We start from the raw sequence: 13459 nt of genomic DNA, 5'->3' as shown, positions 1-13459 counted from the left end.
AACATCATGGAACAAGCAATCCTCTACGTCGCGGCCGCGCTGATGATCGGTCTGGGCGCCGCCGGAACCGCCATCGGTTTCGGCATCCTGGGCGGCAAACTGCTCGAAGGCTCGGCGCGCCAGCCGGAAATGGCGCCGATGCTTCAGGGCAAGATGTTCCTGATCGCCGGTCTGCTCGACGCCGTGCCGATGATCGGTGTGGGTATCGCGATGTACCTGATTTTCGCAGTCCAGCTCTGAAGTCTGCCGCTTGCGGAGCCATTCGCGTGATAACGGCTAAACCGATCGCAGGAGTGACGGCGTGCATATCAATCTGACACTCATAGGCCAGTCCATAACCTTTCTGATCTTCGTGTGGTTCTGCATGAAGTTCATATGGCCGGTCATCCGTAACGCGATGGACGCGCGCACCCAGCAGATTGCCGCGGGGCTTTCGGCTGCCGAGCGGGCCCACCGTGATCTCGAGCTGGCCCAGGACAGGGCGTCCAGCCAGTTGAAAGAAGCCAAAGTGGAAGCGGCATCGATCGTCGAGCAGGCCAATCGCCGTGCGGCGCAGATCGTCGACGAAGCCAAGGACCGGGCGCGCGAGGAGGGTGATCGACTCAAGGTCGCGGCGCAGGCCGAGATCGAACAGGAACTCAACCGTGCCCGCGAGCAGTTGCGCACCCAGGTTGGCGCGCTGGCGGTCGCCGGTGCCTCGCGCATTCTCGGCCGGGCGGTCGACGAAAGCGCCCACCGCGACATCGTCGACAAACTCGCCGCGGAACTCTGAGCCAAACCTCATGGCAGAACTCATCACACTTGCCCGGCCCTACGCCAAGGCCGCGTTCGAACACGCACTGGCCGCTGATCAGCTCACGGCATGGTCCGAGGCGCTGGCCGACGCTGCAGCGGTGACGGTCGAGCCACGTATTGCAATATTGCTTGCCTCGCCGGGACTGACATCCACCCAGAAAGCCGAGGCCCTGATCTCGGTCTGCGGTGAAGAATTGCCGCAGTCGACCGCAAATTTCATCCGCGTTCTGGCGGAGAACCGACGCCTTCCGCTGCTGCCGCAGGTGCATCAGCTGTTCCTGGCCTTCAAGGCAAATCAGGAGCGAGCGGTGGATCTCGAGGTAGTCAGCGCGTTCGAGATCAGCGATGACCAGGCGGCGAGACTGGCCGGCGTGATGGGCGAGAAGCTGCGGCGTCAGGTGCGTGTCAGCACCTCGGTCGACAAAACACTCATAGGCGGGGTGGTCATGCGCGCGGCCGATCTGGTGATCGACGGCTCGGTGCGTGGCCGGCTCGCGAAACTATCCGAAGCAATGAATTCCTGACGGGATTAAAGGAAACCGAGATGCAGCAACTGAACCCAACGGAAATCAGTGAAATCATCAAGAGCCGTATCGAGCGGCTCGACATCAGCACCCAGGCCCAGAACGAGGGCACCATCGTCAGCGTGTCCGACGGTATCGTGCGGATTCACGGCCTGGCCGAGGTGATGTACGGCGAGATGATCGAGTTCCAGGGCGGCGTGTACGGGATGGCGCTCAACCTCGAGCGCGATTCGGTCGGCGCGGTTGTGCTGGGCGAATACAAGGGCCTCGAGGAAGGCCAGACCTGCCGCTGCACCGGGCGCGTGCTCGAAGTGCCGGTTGGCCCGGAACTCGAGGGACGCGTGGTCGATGCGCTGGGCAGCCCGATCGATGGCAAGGGTCCGATCAATGCCAAGATGTTCGAGCCGATCGAAAAGGTGGCTCCGGGCGTGATCACGCGCCAGTCGGTTTCCCAGCCGGTGCAGACCGGACTGAAGGCGATCGATGCAATGGTTCCGGTCGGTCGCGGCCAGCGTGAACTGATCATTGGCGATCGCCAGATCGGCAAGACCGCGATAGCCATCGACGCGATCATCAACCAGAAGGGCACCGGCGTTAAGTGCGTCTACGTGGCGATCGGGCAGAAGCAATCCTCGGTCGCGGCCGTGGTGCGCAAGCTCGAGGAGCACGGTGCGATGGCTCACACCGTGGTGGTGGTGGCGAGCGCGTCGAACCCGGCCTCAATGCAATACATCGCGCCGTTCTCGGGCTGCACCATTGGCGAGTACTACCGCGATCGCGGCCAGGATGCGCTGATCATCTATGACGATCTGACCAAGCAGGCCTGGGCCTATCGCCAGATCTCGCTGCTGCTGCGTCGCCCGCCGGGCCGCGAAGCCTACCCGGGTGATGTGTTCTATCTGCACTCACGCCTGCTCGAGCGCGCTGCGCGGGTCAACCCGGAATATGTCGAGAAGTACACCAACGGTGAGGTCAAGGGCAAGACCGGTTCGTTGACTGCGTTGCCGATCATTGAAACCCAGGCCGGCGACGTGTCGGCCTTCGTTCCGACCAACGTGATCTCGATCACCGATGGCCAGATCTTTCTCGAGAGCAGCCTCTTCAACTCGGGCGTGCGCCCGGCAATGAACGCCGGTCTGTCGGTATCCCGGGTGGGCGGTGCCGCCCAGACCAGCATCATCAAGAAGCTCGGCGGCGGTATCCGTCTGGCGCTGGCCCAGTACCGCGAACTGGCCGCCTTCGCCCAGTTTGGTTCCGACCTCGACGAGGCCACCCGCGCCCAGCTCGAGCACGGCGAGCGCGTGACCGAACTGATGAAGCAGAAGCAGTATTCGCCGTTGTCGGTGTCACAGATGGGCGTGTCGCTGTTTGCCGCCAATGAAGGCTACCTGAAGAATGTCGAGACCAGGAAAGTGCAGGATTTCGAGGCGGCATTGCACTCCTACATGGCCGGCACCCACGCCGACCTGATGAAGAACATCGACGAGACCGGCGATTACAGCAAGGAAACCGCGGCGGCCCTGAAGGAAGCGCTGGACAAGTTTGTCGCGACCCAGGCCTGGTAGGCAACCCGAGGTTATTCCATGGCAGGCACAAAGGAAATCCGCACCAAGATCGCCAGCGTGTCGAGCACGCAAAAGATCACCAAGGCGATGGAAATGGTTGCGGCCAGCAAGATGCGCCGGGCTCGTGAGCGCATGGCACGCGGCAAACCCTATGCCGAGCGCATCCGGGCAGTGGTCGGGCATATCGCCAATGCCGCGCCGGAGTACAAGCACCTCTATCTGCAGGAGCGCGAGGTGCGCCGGGTTGGCTACATCATAATCTCCAGCGATCGCGGACTGTGCGGCGGTCTGAACACCAACCTGTTCAAGGCCGTGATCCGTTCGATGAAGGAATGGCACAGCGCTGGTGTGGAAATCGATCTCTGCATCGTTGGCGCCAAGGGCGCGAGTTTTTTCAGCAGCCTCGGCGGCAATATCGTCGCGGTGCTCAGGCAGCTCGGCGATGCGCCGCTGGCAACCGATCTGATCGGTGGAGTCAAGGTCATGCTCGATGCCTATGGCGAGCACAAGATCGATCGCCTGTTTCTTGCCAGCAACAAGTTCGTGAATACCCTGACCCAGCTGCCGACCATTGCCCAGACCCTGCCGCTCGAGGCGTCGGATGATGCCGCGATGAAGCATCACTGGGACTATCTCTACGAGCCCGATGCCAAGGAATTGCTCGATGGTCTGCTGACCCGCTACATCGAGTCGCAGGTCTATCAGGGACTGGTGGAAAACCTGGCCTGCGAACAGGCCGCGCGCAAGGTTGCGATGCAAAACGCAACCGACAACGCGGGCGAGCTGATCGCCGACCTGAAGCTGGTGTACAACAAGGTACGCCAATCCGCGATCACCCAGGAACTTGCGGAAATTGTCAGTGGCGCTGCGGCCGTATCGTAAACTGAAGAAATCTTTGACGAGGAACAGGAAATGAGCAGTGGAAAAATCGTCCAGGTGATCGGCGCCGTCATTGACGTCGAGTTCCCCCGTGACGCGGTTCCCGCGATCTATGACGCGCTGGCGGTCGAGGGCAAGGATCTGGTGCTCGAAGTGCAGCAGCAGCTCGGCGACGGCGTGGTGCGCACCATCGCGCTGGGATCCACGGAGGGCGTACGCCGCGGGCTGGACGTGAACAACACGCAGGCGGCCCTGTCCGTGCCGGTCGGAAAGGAAACGCTGGGGCGCATCATGGATGTGCTCGGACGTCCGATTGATGAGAAGGGTCCGATCGGCGAGCAGAAGCGCATGCCGATCCACCGCGCGGCCCCCACTTATGCCGAGCAGTCTTCGAGCATCGAACTGCTGGAAACCGGCATCAAGGTCATCGACCTGATCATGCCGATCTCCAAGGGCGGCAAGATCGGATTGTTCGGCGGTGCCGGTGTGGGCAAGACCGTGACCCTGATGGAGTTGATCCGCAATATCGCGATCGAGCACTCCGGCTACTCGGTGTTTGCCGGTGTCGGCGAGCGTACCCGTGAAGGAAACGATTTCTACCACGAGATGAAAGAGTCCAACGTACTGGACAAGGTCGCATTGGTCTACGGCCAGATGAACGAGCCGCCGGGCAACCGTCTGCGGGTGGCGCTGACCGGATTGACGATGGCCGAGGACTTCCGCGACGAAGGCCGTGACGTGCTGATGTTCGTCGACAATATCTACCGTTACACGCTGGCGGGCACCGAGGTCTCCGCATTGCTTGGCCGGATGCCGTCGGCGGTGGGTTACCAGCCCACACTGGCCGAGGAGATGGGTGTGCTCCAGGAGCGCATCACCTCTACCAAGAACGGTTCGATCACCTCGTTCCAGGCGGTCTACGTTCCGGCGGACGATCTTACCGATCCGTCGCCCGCGACCACCTTCGCTCACCTCGATGCGACGCTGGTGCTGTCGCGCCAGATCGCGGAGCTGGGTATCTACCCGGCGGTCGATCCGCTCGACTCCACCTCGCGCCTGCTCGACCCGCTGGTCATCGGCGAGGAGCACTACAGCGTCGCACGTGGCGTGCAGTCGGTGCTGCAGCGTTACAAGGAGCTGAAAGACATCATCGCGATCCTCGGCATGGACGAGCTGTCGGAAGAAGACAAGCGTACCGTTGCCAGGGCGCGCAAAATGCAGCGCTTCCTGTCGCAGCCGTTCTTTGTCGCGGAAGTGTTCACCGGCAGCCCCGGCAAGTACGTTTCCCTGAAAGACACGATCGCGAGCTTCAAGGGCATCCTGAGCGGTGATTACGATCATCTGCCCGAGCAGGCGTTCTACATGGTCGGTGGCATCGAAGAAGCCATCGAGAAAGCCAAGAAGCTCTGACCGGGCACACTCTGGAGCGAACAAGGCATGGCAATGACCGTACACTGCGATATCGTGAGCGCCGAGGAGGCCATCTTCTCGGGGCTGGTGGAACTGGTCGTTGCGCATGGTGCGCTCGGTGATCTGGGCATTGCGCCCGGGCATGCACCGCTGCTGACCGAGTTGCGGCCAGGGCCGGTCCGCGTGACCACCCAGGCTGGAGAAGAGCAGATTTTCTATGTCTCCGGCGGCTTTCTCGAGGTGCAGCCAAGCACCGTGACCATACTCGCCGACACCGCGGTGCGCGCCGGTGACATGGATGAGGCGGCCGTAGTCGAGGCGCAGAAAGCGGCCGAAGCCGCGCTCACGAACCAGCATGCGGAATTCGACTACGGGCGGGCGGCAGCCCAGCTTGCCGAGGCGGTTGCGCAGGTGCGTACCATCCAGGCGCTGCGCAAGAAGATGGGCAAGGGCTGAGCCGCGCTGCGAACCCGGGGCGAAGGCACATACTTCGCCCATGTCAGACCCGATCCTCTATCTCGATCGCAACAGCGTGCTGAATCCGCAGGTGCAGATTCGCCAACAGCCGATCGAGTCAATTCGCTTCGCAGGAATCAAGTCACGGCGTGCTTGCCGGCCCAATTTATGCCAGTAACACGCGGAGTCATTTGCGGCGTCGGTGACTCCGGCTAAGCTGTAAGCTCCGATCCCGCAAACAATCACCGGGACACACAACTGCCAGGAGCCCAGGGTGCCACTCGAGATCGTCATTCTTGCCGCGGGCCAGGGCACCCGCATGGTGTCCGATCTGCCGAAAGTGTTGCACCGCCTTGCCGGACGCGCGCTGTTGCAGCATGTGGCCGATACCGCGGCGCTGCTCGGCCCGCAAAATCTTCATATCGTGATCGGACATGGCGCGGAACAGGTCAGGACCGCCCTTGCCACCAGTGACGCACACTGGGTGGTGCAGGAGCGCCAGCTCGGTACCGGACACGCGGTGCAGCAGGCACTGCCCGGACTCGCCGACGGGGGCATCACGCTGATTCTGTATGGCGATGTGCCACTGGTGCGGGAAAGTACCTTGCGCGAACTGGTGGCGATTGCCGAGGAAGGCGCGCTGGCATTGTTGACCGTCGAGCTTGCCGACCCGAGCGGTTATGGACGCATCCGGCGCGATGAGCACGGGCGGGTCGCGGCAATCGTCGAGCACAAGGACGCGAGCAGCGCCGAGCGTGCCATCTGCGAGGTCAACACCGGCATCATGGCCATGCCGACCGCGCAACTGCGCAACTGGCTCGGGAGGCTCGGCAACAACAATGCCCAGGGCGAGTACTACCTGACCGATATCATCGCGCTGGCGGCCGGCGACGGCGTGATCGTGCAGCCGCTGGCAGCGGCCAGCGAGGAAGAGGTTGCCGGGGTCAATGACCGGCAGCAGCTGGCGATGCTCGAGCGCAGCTACCAGCGCCGGAAGGCGCGCGAACTGATGCTCGCCGGGCTGACGCTGGTCGACCCTGCACGTTTCGATCTGCGTGGCAGTCTGCGTCACGGTCGTGACACGGTGATCGACATCAACGTGATCATCGAAGGCGATGTGGTGCTCGGCAACAGGGTCAGGGTTGGCGCCAATTGCGTGCTGCGCAACGCCCGCATCGCCGATGGTGCCATCATTCATGAAAACTCGGTGATCGAGGATGCCGATGTGGGACCCGCCTGCAGCGTCGGACCTTTTGCGCGCTTGCGCCCGGGTACCCGGATGGCCGACGGCGCGAAAATCGGCAATTTCGTCGAGACCAAGAAGGCGCGCATCGGCGCCCACAGCAAGATCAGCCATCTCAGCTATGTGGGCGATGCGGTGCTCGGCGAGAATGTGAATGTGGGTGCCGGCACCATCACCTGCAATTACGATGGCGTGAACAAGTTCCAGACAGTCATTGGTGATGGCGCTTTCATCGGCTCCAATACCGCGCTGGTGGCACCGGTCGAGGTCGGACGCAATGCCACGGTGGGCGCCGGTTCGGTGGTGACCACGGCGGTGCCCGACGAGGCGCTGGCGGTGGCGCGCGGCAAGCAGCGCAATATCGAACGCTGGCAGCGGCCAGCCAGGAAGAGCAGGGATCAGTAGCATCAATCACGCGCGTCGTCCGGATCCGGGCGGGCGTCAGCAGGGTCAATGAGTCATGTGTGGAATCGTCGGCGCGGTGGCGCAAAGACAGGTAGGCGGCATCCTGCTCGAGGGGCTGCGGCGCCTGGAATACCGCGGCTACGATTCGGCGGGCATTGCCCTGCTCGATCCTGGGCTCGGGCTCAAATGCACCAAGCGCGCCGGCAAGGTTGCCGCGCTCAGCGCCAGTCTAGAGGCCGAACCGCTGCTCGGCGTGACCGGTATTGCCCATACTCGCTGGGCAACCCATGGGCGTCCAAGCGAAGTGAATGCCCACCCACAGTTGAGCGCAGACCGCCTGGCGCTGGTGCACAACGGCATCATCGAAAACCACGAGCGGCTGCGCGAACGCCTGCGCAAGGCCGGGTACCGGTTCGTTTCCGAGACCGACACCGAGGTGATCGTTCACCTGATCGACAGCCTGCGTGCCAGCGGGCTCTCGCTGCTGGACGCCGTGAAAGCATCCATTTCCGAACTCGAAGGTGCGTTTGCGATCGCGGTGATCGCGAGCGACGAGCCGCACCGTCTGGTTGCAGCGCGCAAGGGCAGCCCGCTGGTGGTCGGCATCGGTATCGGCGAGCATTTCGTCGCCTCCGATCAGATGGCCCTGCGCCAGGTCACCGACCGCGTGATCTTCCTCGAGGAAGGCGATATCGTGGATGTGACCACGCTCGGCGTGCGGATCTCCGATGCGGCGGGCCATGATGTGCAGCGCCCGATCGAGCAGCTGGGGGAAATGGCGGATCATGCCGACAAGGGCCATTTCCGCCATTTCATGCTGAAGGAGATCCACGAGCAGCCGAGCGCAATCGCCAATACCTTGCGCGGGCGTATCGGTGCCGAGCGGATCTACGAACAGGCTTTTGGGGTCGCGGCCAACGAAGTGTTTGCCGATGTTGCCGCGGTCCAGATCGTGGCCTGCGGCACCAGTTACCACTCCGGGCTGGTAGCCCGCTACTGGGTCGAGGAACACGTCGGGATTCCGTGCGCGGTGGAAATCGCCAGCGAGTTCCGTTACCGCAAGCTGGTGGTGGCGGCAAACACGCTGTTCGTGACCATTTCCCAGTCCGGAGAGACCGCCGACACGCTGGCCGCGCTGCGCCTTGCGCACACGCTCGGTTATCGCTCGACGCTGGCAATCTGCAACGCGCCGCAATCATCGCTGGTGCGTGAATCCCATCTCGCGATCATGACCGAGGCCGGACCCGAGATCGGCGTTGCCTCGACCAAGGCCTTCACCACCCAGTTGGTGGCGTTGATGCTGCTCACTGGCGTGCTCGCGAAGCGTCGTGGTGCCGATGCCGCCCATGAACGGCGGCTGGTCGAGGCGCTGCACGGGCTGCCCGCCCTGGTCGAGCAGGTGCTGGCCCTCGATGAGCGGATCCGCGAAGTTGCCGGGCAATTCGTCGAAAAGCGCCATGCCCTGTTCCTCGGTCGCGGGGTGCAGTACCCGGTGGCAATGGAGGGTGCGCTGAAGCTCAAGGAAATTTCCTATATCCACGCCGAAGCCTACGCGGCCGGTGAACTCAAGCATGGCCCGCTGGCGCTGGTGGACGATGATATGCCGGTGGTAGCGGTGGCCCCGAACAACGAGCTGCTGGAAAAATTGCGCTCGAACCTCAGCGAGGTGCAGGCGCGCGGCGGGAGGCTCTATGTGTTCGCCGACGAGCAGGCCGGCTTCAGTGACAGCGATACCGTGACCGTGGTTCAGTTGCCGCATGTGCCGTCCATGCTCGAGCCGGTGGTCTACACCGTGCCGCTGCAGTTGCTCGCGTATCACGTCGCGGTGATGAAAGGCACCGATGTCGATCAGCCACGCAATCTCGCCAAATCGGTGACGGTGGAGTAGCGCTGCGTCGGGCGTGCCATGCGCGTGTTTCGGGCACACCGCATCCTGCCGGTTTTCGGCAGATGGCGGCGAATTGGGTAAACTGCCCGCTTGACCAGCTGCCCATGATGACCCGATGCCGGATTTACTGAACGACGCATGCCACTGCATCCTGCTCGACGAAGCAGCGCTGCGCAGTCATTTCGACGCCGCGCTGCTGCGTGAGGAAGTCTGCCGGAACTGAGCCTGGGGCGCGAGCATCTGTTTGCGCCCTACCCTGTCTTTGCCAATCACCATCAGGTTGCGGCGATGCGCGTGCTGATCGAGGCCGTGCATGAAGTGATCGCGTTGCCCGCTTTCCAGCTCGATGCGCTCGCAGGCAGCGACTGGCCCGACCAGCACACCCTGAGTGCGCTGATGGCCTTCGATTTCCATCCCGAGCCGCAGGGCGCGAAGCTGATCGAGATCAATACCAACGCCGGCGGTGCCTACCTCGCCGCGCTGTTGGCCGAGAGCCAGCGGGCCTGTTGCGTGCCGGTCGAAGAGTTGCTCGACAGTCCGACGCGCGGCAGCGACGTGCCGCAGCGCCTGCTAGGCGATTTCCTCAACGAGTGGCGCCTCGCGCGCGGCACGCGGCCGCTGGGCAATGTGCTGATCGTCGATGACCAGCCACGCGAGCAGTTCCTGTACCCGGAATTCCTGCTGTTTCGCGAGCTGTTCCGGCGTCATGGCATCGCCGCGGAAATTGCCGATGCGCGTGAGCTCGATTTCGACGGTAATGCCCTGTTGCACCAGGGGCAGCCGGTCGACCTGGTCTACAACCGCTGCACCGATTTCAAGCTGGCTGCCGATGATCACGCCGCGCTTCGTGCGGCCAGTATGCAGGACGCCGTGGTATTGACCCCCTCACCGCGCCACCATGCACTGTACGCCGACAAACGCCACCTGGTGCGCCTTGCGGACGAGGCCTGGCTGCAGCGCATCGGTGTCCCGGCCGCAGCCCGAAGGGTTCTGGCGGCACATGTGCCGAAAGCGCGCCTCGTTGCGGCGACGGATGCCGAGCAGTTGTGGAGCGAGCGCAAACGCTATTTCTTCAAGCCCTTCGCCGGCTACGCCAGCCGTGGCGCCTACCGCGGCGATCGCCTGACCAAACGGGTATGGTCGGAGATCATTGCCTCGGGCAATTACATAGCCCAGGAGTTCGCGCCGCCCGCGACCCGGCGCGGAAGCCCCGGCGATGAGGCGGCGATGCTGAAATTCGATTTGCGTTGTGTCAGTTACGGGACCGAAATCCGCCTGTTGAATGCTCGCCTCTACCAGGGACAGACCACCAATATGCGCACGCTGTCCGGCGGGTTGGCCTCGGTGTTCCTGATCAAAGAGGATCAGCTGCCGGCCGGATCCGTTTCCTCGCCGAACCAGACTACCGCGTAATGCTCACCGATCGCCGCGCCCATCGCGCGCCAGGTATTGTCGGCCCAGCGCCCGCCGTTCACGATCATCACGTGGTGGTTGGGGCTTTCGCGCCAGATCTGCAACGCCATCGCCGGCGTCATCGGGTCACTGTAATGCGCGACGATCTCGTAGCCTGGAGACTGGTAGACATTGTTGCTGAGTTCCTTGGGTTTGTTCCACATGCAGGCTGCCTGCGCATGATCCGGCGTATAGCAGCAGGAGGACCAGTTGCCGTGAGCAGACCACGAGTGCATGTTGCAGGCGCTGCCCTTGGCGGTAGTTTGCCTCGAGGTCGGCCACGTGCGCCGCCGCGACCCGGTTGAGCGATCGCGACTGCGCAATCGGCGCCAGCCCTCTGCCTGCACGATAGCGATTGACGGTGTCCGCAACCGGATTTGAGCCGTCAGCCGGAGCAACCGGCACTGCCGGCATACGGTCTGGTGGTGGCGCGCTGCTGCAGGAGGCGAGCAGCACAGCCAGGGCGAGCGTGAGTGTTCGTGTCATGGCGGGTGCTTTCCAGGGGCGCAGGCAGAAAATTTACACTACCGTGCGGCGCACGGCCAATCGGGTAATCCAGACGGTGCGCGCCGGCGCGAAACACCCGCTATCATGATCGCGCCCTGCAGGACGGAGGAAGTGCAGTGAGACGAATCGCCAGGCTGGCTGTCGTGGCCTTGTGGGTCGCCGCTGTTGCGGGCTGTGATCGTCGTACGGATACGATCGATTATGCGGGTCCGGTTGCCGACTGGCCGGCATACGGTTCCTCGCCGGGGGGCGGGCACTACTCCGCTGCCACGCAGATCACGCGCGCCAACGTCCACGCGTTGCACAAGGCCTGGGAGTATCGCAGTGGCGATATGCGCGAACCGGGCACCTCGGTGATCGAGATCGCACCCGGCATCAGCAAGCCGATGCCGGGCAGCAGCTGGCAGATGACGCCGATACTGGTCGGCGACACGCTTTATGGTTGCACGGCATTCAATCGCATGTTCGCGCTGGACCCGGTCACCGGCCGGGAAAAATGGAGCTTCGATCCGGGCATCGACAAGAGCAGGGATATCCTCGCCAATTGCCGCGGGGTGAGCAGTTGGCAGTCGCGCGTGCCGGGTGGTGGCGATTGCGACCACCGCATCGTGATGGGTACCCTCGATGGGCGCCTGATCGCGGTGAGCGCGGCCGAGGGCAAACCGTGCAGGGACTTCGGCAGCAACGGCACCGTGGATCTGCGCGATGGGCTTGGTGAGTACGCCGAGCACGAGTACTCGGTGACATCGCCGCCGGCGATCATCGGCGAGCGCATCATCGTCGGCGCACAGGTGCTCGATCGTATCCACGACCACATGCCGAGCGGCGTGGTGCGCGCCTACAACGCGCGCAGCGGTGTACTCGAATGGTACTGGGATGCGATTCCGCCCGGCCAGACGCCGGCAATCGACAGCGACGGCAAGCCCCTGTACCGGCGTGGCACCACCAATGTCTGGTCGATTATCTCGGTGGACGAGGCGCGCGACCTGGTGTTTCTGCCAACCGGCAATACCTCCACCGACTTTTTCGGCGGGCAACGCAACCAACTCGATTACTATTCGAGTTCGGTGGTCGCCCTGAAGGGCAGTAGCGGCGAACTCGCCTGGCACTACCAATTGGTGCACCACGATCTGTGGGATTACGACACGCCGGCGCAGCCAACATTGTTCGATCTCGAGCGCGACGGCAGGAGCATTCCCGCCCTTGCCCAGCCAACCAAGATGGGCCACCTGTTCATACTCGACCGCGAGACCGGCAAGCCGCTGTTTCCGGTCGAGGAGCGCGCGGTTTCGCAGCGGGGGCAGGTGGCCGGGGAGTATCTTTCGCCAACCCAGCCGTTTCCGCTGCAACCCGTGCCGCTCAACCGCGCGCCACTCTCCGTGGACGATGCCTGGGGCTTCACGTTCTGGGATCGCGATTCCTGCCGCGAGCGCATCGCCGGTTTGCGCAACGAGGGCATCTTCACGCCGCCTTCCATCCAAGGCTCGGTCTACTATCCCAGTGATTTTGGTGGCAACAACTGGGGTACGCCGGCGATCGATCCGCTGCGCAAGCTGATCGTGCTGAACACGATGTACGTGCCCTCCGCGATCAGGCTGATTCCGCGCGCGGAATGTACCGCGGGCGCTGACCTGCTGACCTCACCACAACTCGGTACGCCGTATTGCGTGAAGATCGAGCCGCTGATGTCGCCGCTTGGTGCGCCCTGCGTGGCGCCACCTTGGGGTACCCTGGCGGCAATCGACCTGGTGAGTGGCGACAAGCGCTGGGAGGTCCCGCTCGGGACGCTTGGTTCGCTTGCGCCGTGGCCGTTCTCGTTGATGAAAGGCGCGCCGAACGTCGGCGGCGCGAGCGTGACGGCCGGTGGTGTTACCTTTATCGCCGCAACCCCGGATTATTATCTGCGTGCCTTCGACAGCGAGACCGGCGCGGAACTGTGGAAAGCGAAATTGCCGACCGGCGGGCACGCCACGCCGATGGTCTATCGCGCCGCCGCCGACCAGAAGCAATACGTGGTGATTGCGGTCGGCGGGCATTGGGGCATGCCCCAGGAACCGGTTGGTGATTACCTGATCGCGTTTGCGCTTTAGCATCCGGGAGCGAGCGCGGGTCTTTCATCGGCCCACCTTGCCCGATAGCCAGCCGGCCTGGTATTCGCCAGCGAAAATCCGCGTAGCGGCAGGGCACACGGCATTCATCCATTGCGGATCAACCGCTTCATCACTTGCCCCTGGCGCGGCGAACTTTGCCGACAGTGACGTGACCTGTGGTTCGAGTCCCGGCAAGCTGTGCGCTCGAGCTTGTAATGATGGTGTCATATCGGCTGGTAACAATG

At 63.3% G+C, this 13459-nt stretch carries 12 protein-coding genes; 11 read left to right on the top strand and 1 reads right to left on the bottom strand.

The annotated features are described in order from the left end of the window. Window positions 1-6 precede the first annotated feature (6 nt). The 10 genes from atpE (at window position 7) to IPF49_09835 (ending at window position 10578) form a co-directional block, all read left to right on the top strand. Window positions 7-240 carry a F0F1 ATP synthase subunit C gene (atpE, locus tag IPF49_09880; GenBank protein MBK6287921.1) on the top strand — a complete coding sequence of 78 codons (234 nt, stop codon included), beginning with the start codon at window positions 7-9 and terminating at the stop codon, window positions 238-240. Between the two features lie 61 nt (window positions 241-301). Next, complete coding sequence (locus IPF49_09875) at window positions 302-772, top strand: F0F1 ATP synthase subunit B (GenBank protein MBK6287920.1); 471 nt, start codon at window positions 302-304, stop codon at window positions 770-772. Window positions 773-782: 10 nt separating this feature from the next. Further along, complete coding sequence (locus tag IPF49_09870; GenBank protein ID MBK6287919.1) at window positions 783-1319, top strand: F0F1 ATP synthase subunit delta; 537 nt, start codon at window positions 783-785, stop codon at window positions 1317-1319. A gap of 20 nt (window positions 1320-1339) precedes the next feature. Next, window positions 1340-2884, top strand: coding sequence for a F0F1 ATP synthase subunit alpha (locus IPF49_09865; protein MBK6287918.1), 1545 nt, complete (start codon window positions 1340-1342; stop codon window positions 2882-2884). 18 nt (window positions 2885-2902) lie between these two features. Continuing rightward, complete coding sequence (gene atpG / locus IPF49_09860) at window positions 2903-3766, top strand: F0F1 ATP synthase subunit gamma (protein MBK6287917.1); 864 nt, start codon at window positions 2903-2905, stop codon at window positions 3764-3766. Window positions 3767-3796: 30 nt separating this feature from the next. After that, entirely contained in the window at window positions 3797-5173 is a 1377-nt protein-coding gene (gene atpD / locus IPF49_09855) for a F0F1 ATP synthase subunit beta (protein ID MBK6287916.1), read from the top strand. Window positions 5174-5200: 27 nt separating this feature from the next. Continuing rightward, complete coding sequence (locus IPF49_09850; GenBank protein ID MBK6287915.1) at window positions 5201-5629, top strand: F0F1 ATP synthase subunit epsilon; 429 nt, start codon at window positions 5201-5203, stop codon at window positions 5627-5629. A 274-nt stretch (window positions 5630-5903) separates the two neighbouring features. Then, window positions 5904-7277, top strand: coding sequence for a bifunctional UDP-N-acetylglucosamine diphosphorylase/glucosamine-1-phosphate N-acetyltransferase GlmU (glmU, locus tag IPF49_09845; GenBank protein ID MBK6287914.1), 1374 nt, complete (start codon window positions 5904-5906; stop codon window positions 7275-7277). A gap of 55 nt (window positions 7278-7332) precedes the next feature. Beyond that, the gene (glmS, locus tag IPF49_09840; GenBank protein MBK6287913.1) at window positions 7333-9165 is read left to right on the top strand and encodes a glutamine--fructose-6-phosphate transaminase (isomerizing); all 1833 of its coding nucleotides are present in this window, start codon (window positions 7333-7335) and stop codon (window positions 9163-9165) included. Between the two features lie 288 nt (window positions 9166-9453). Beyond that, the gene (locus tag IPF49_09835) at window positions 9454-10578 is read left to right on the top strand and encodes a hypothetical protein (GenBank protein MBK6287912.1); all 1125 of its coding nucleotides are present in this window, start codon (window positions 9454-9456) and stop codon (window positions 10576-10578) included. Here IPF49_09835 and IPF49_09830 read toward each other — a convergent pair. Beyond that, on the bottom strand, window positions 10530-10781 hold the full coding sequence (locus IPF49_09830) for a hypothetical protein (protein MBK6287911.1): 252 nt from the start codon (window positions 10779-10781) through the stop codon (window positions 10530-10532). The genes IPF49_09835 and IPF49_09830 overlap by 49 nt on opposite strands. Before the next feature lie 459 nt (window positions 10782-11240). Between IPF49_09830 and IPF49_09825 the strand changes: the two genes are divergently transcribed. Further along, window positions 11241-13214, top strand: a complete 1974-nt coding sequence (locus IPF49_09825) for a pyrroloquinoline quinone-dependent dehydrogenase (protein MBK6287910.1) — start codon at window positions 11241-11243, stop codon at window positions 13212-13214. The last annotated feature ends 245 nt before the right edge of the window (window positions 13215-13459 follow it).

The sequence above is a fragment of the Gammaproteobacteria bacterium genome, from assembly GCA_016705365.1.
In the GTDB taxonomy this organism is placed as follows: domain Bacteria; phylum Pseudomonadota; class Gammaproteobacteria; order Pseudomonadales; family UBA5518; genus UBA5518.
Note: the sequence above shows the minus strand (reverse complement) of the source record. Positions and strands in the feature narration are given on the sequence as shown.

What these genes read in the sequence shown, in the direction of transcription:
- atpE (MBK6287921.1), top strand. Translation starts at nt 7, where the DNA reads ATGGAACAAGCAATCCTCTACGTCGCGGCCGCGCTGATGATCGGTCTG.
- IPF49_09870 (MBK6287919.1), top strand. Translation starts at nt 783, where the DNA reads ATGGCAGAACTCATCACACTTGCCCGGCCCTACGCCAAGGCCGCGTTC.
- IPF49_09865 (MBK6287918.1), top strand. Translation starts at nt 1,340, where the DNA reads ATGCAGCAACTGAACCCAACGGAAATCAGTGAAATCATCAAGAGCCGT.
- atpG (MBK6287917.1), top strand. Translation starts at nt 2,903, where the DNA reads ATGGCAGGCACAAAGGAAATCCGCACCAAGATCGCCAGCGTGTCGAGC.
- atpD (MBK6287916.1), top strand. Translation starts at nt 3,797, where the DNA reads ATGAGCAGTGGAAAAATCGTCCAGGTGATCGGCGCCGTCATTGACGTC.
- IPF49_09850 (MBK6287915.1), top strand. Translation starts at nt 5,201, where the DNA reads ATGGCAATGACCGTACACTGCGATATCGTGAGCGCCGAGGAGGCCATC.
- glmS (MBK6287913.1), top strand. Translation starts at nt 7,333, where the DNA reads ATGTGTGGAATCGTCGGCGCGGTGGCGCAAAGACAGGTAGGCGGCATC.
- IPF49_09835 (MBK6287912.1), top strand. Translation starts at nt 9,454, where the DNA reads ATGCGCGTGCTGATCGAGGCCGTGCATGAAGTGATCGCGTTGCCCGCT.
- IPF49_09830 (MBK6287911.1), bottom strand. Translation starts at nt 10,781, where the DNA reads ATGTGGAACAAACCCAAGGAACTCAGCAACAATGTCTACCAGTCTCCA.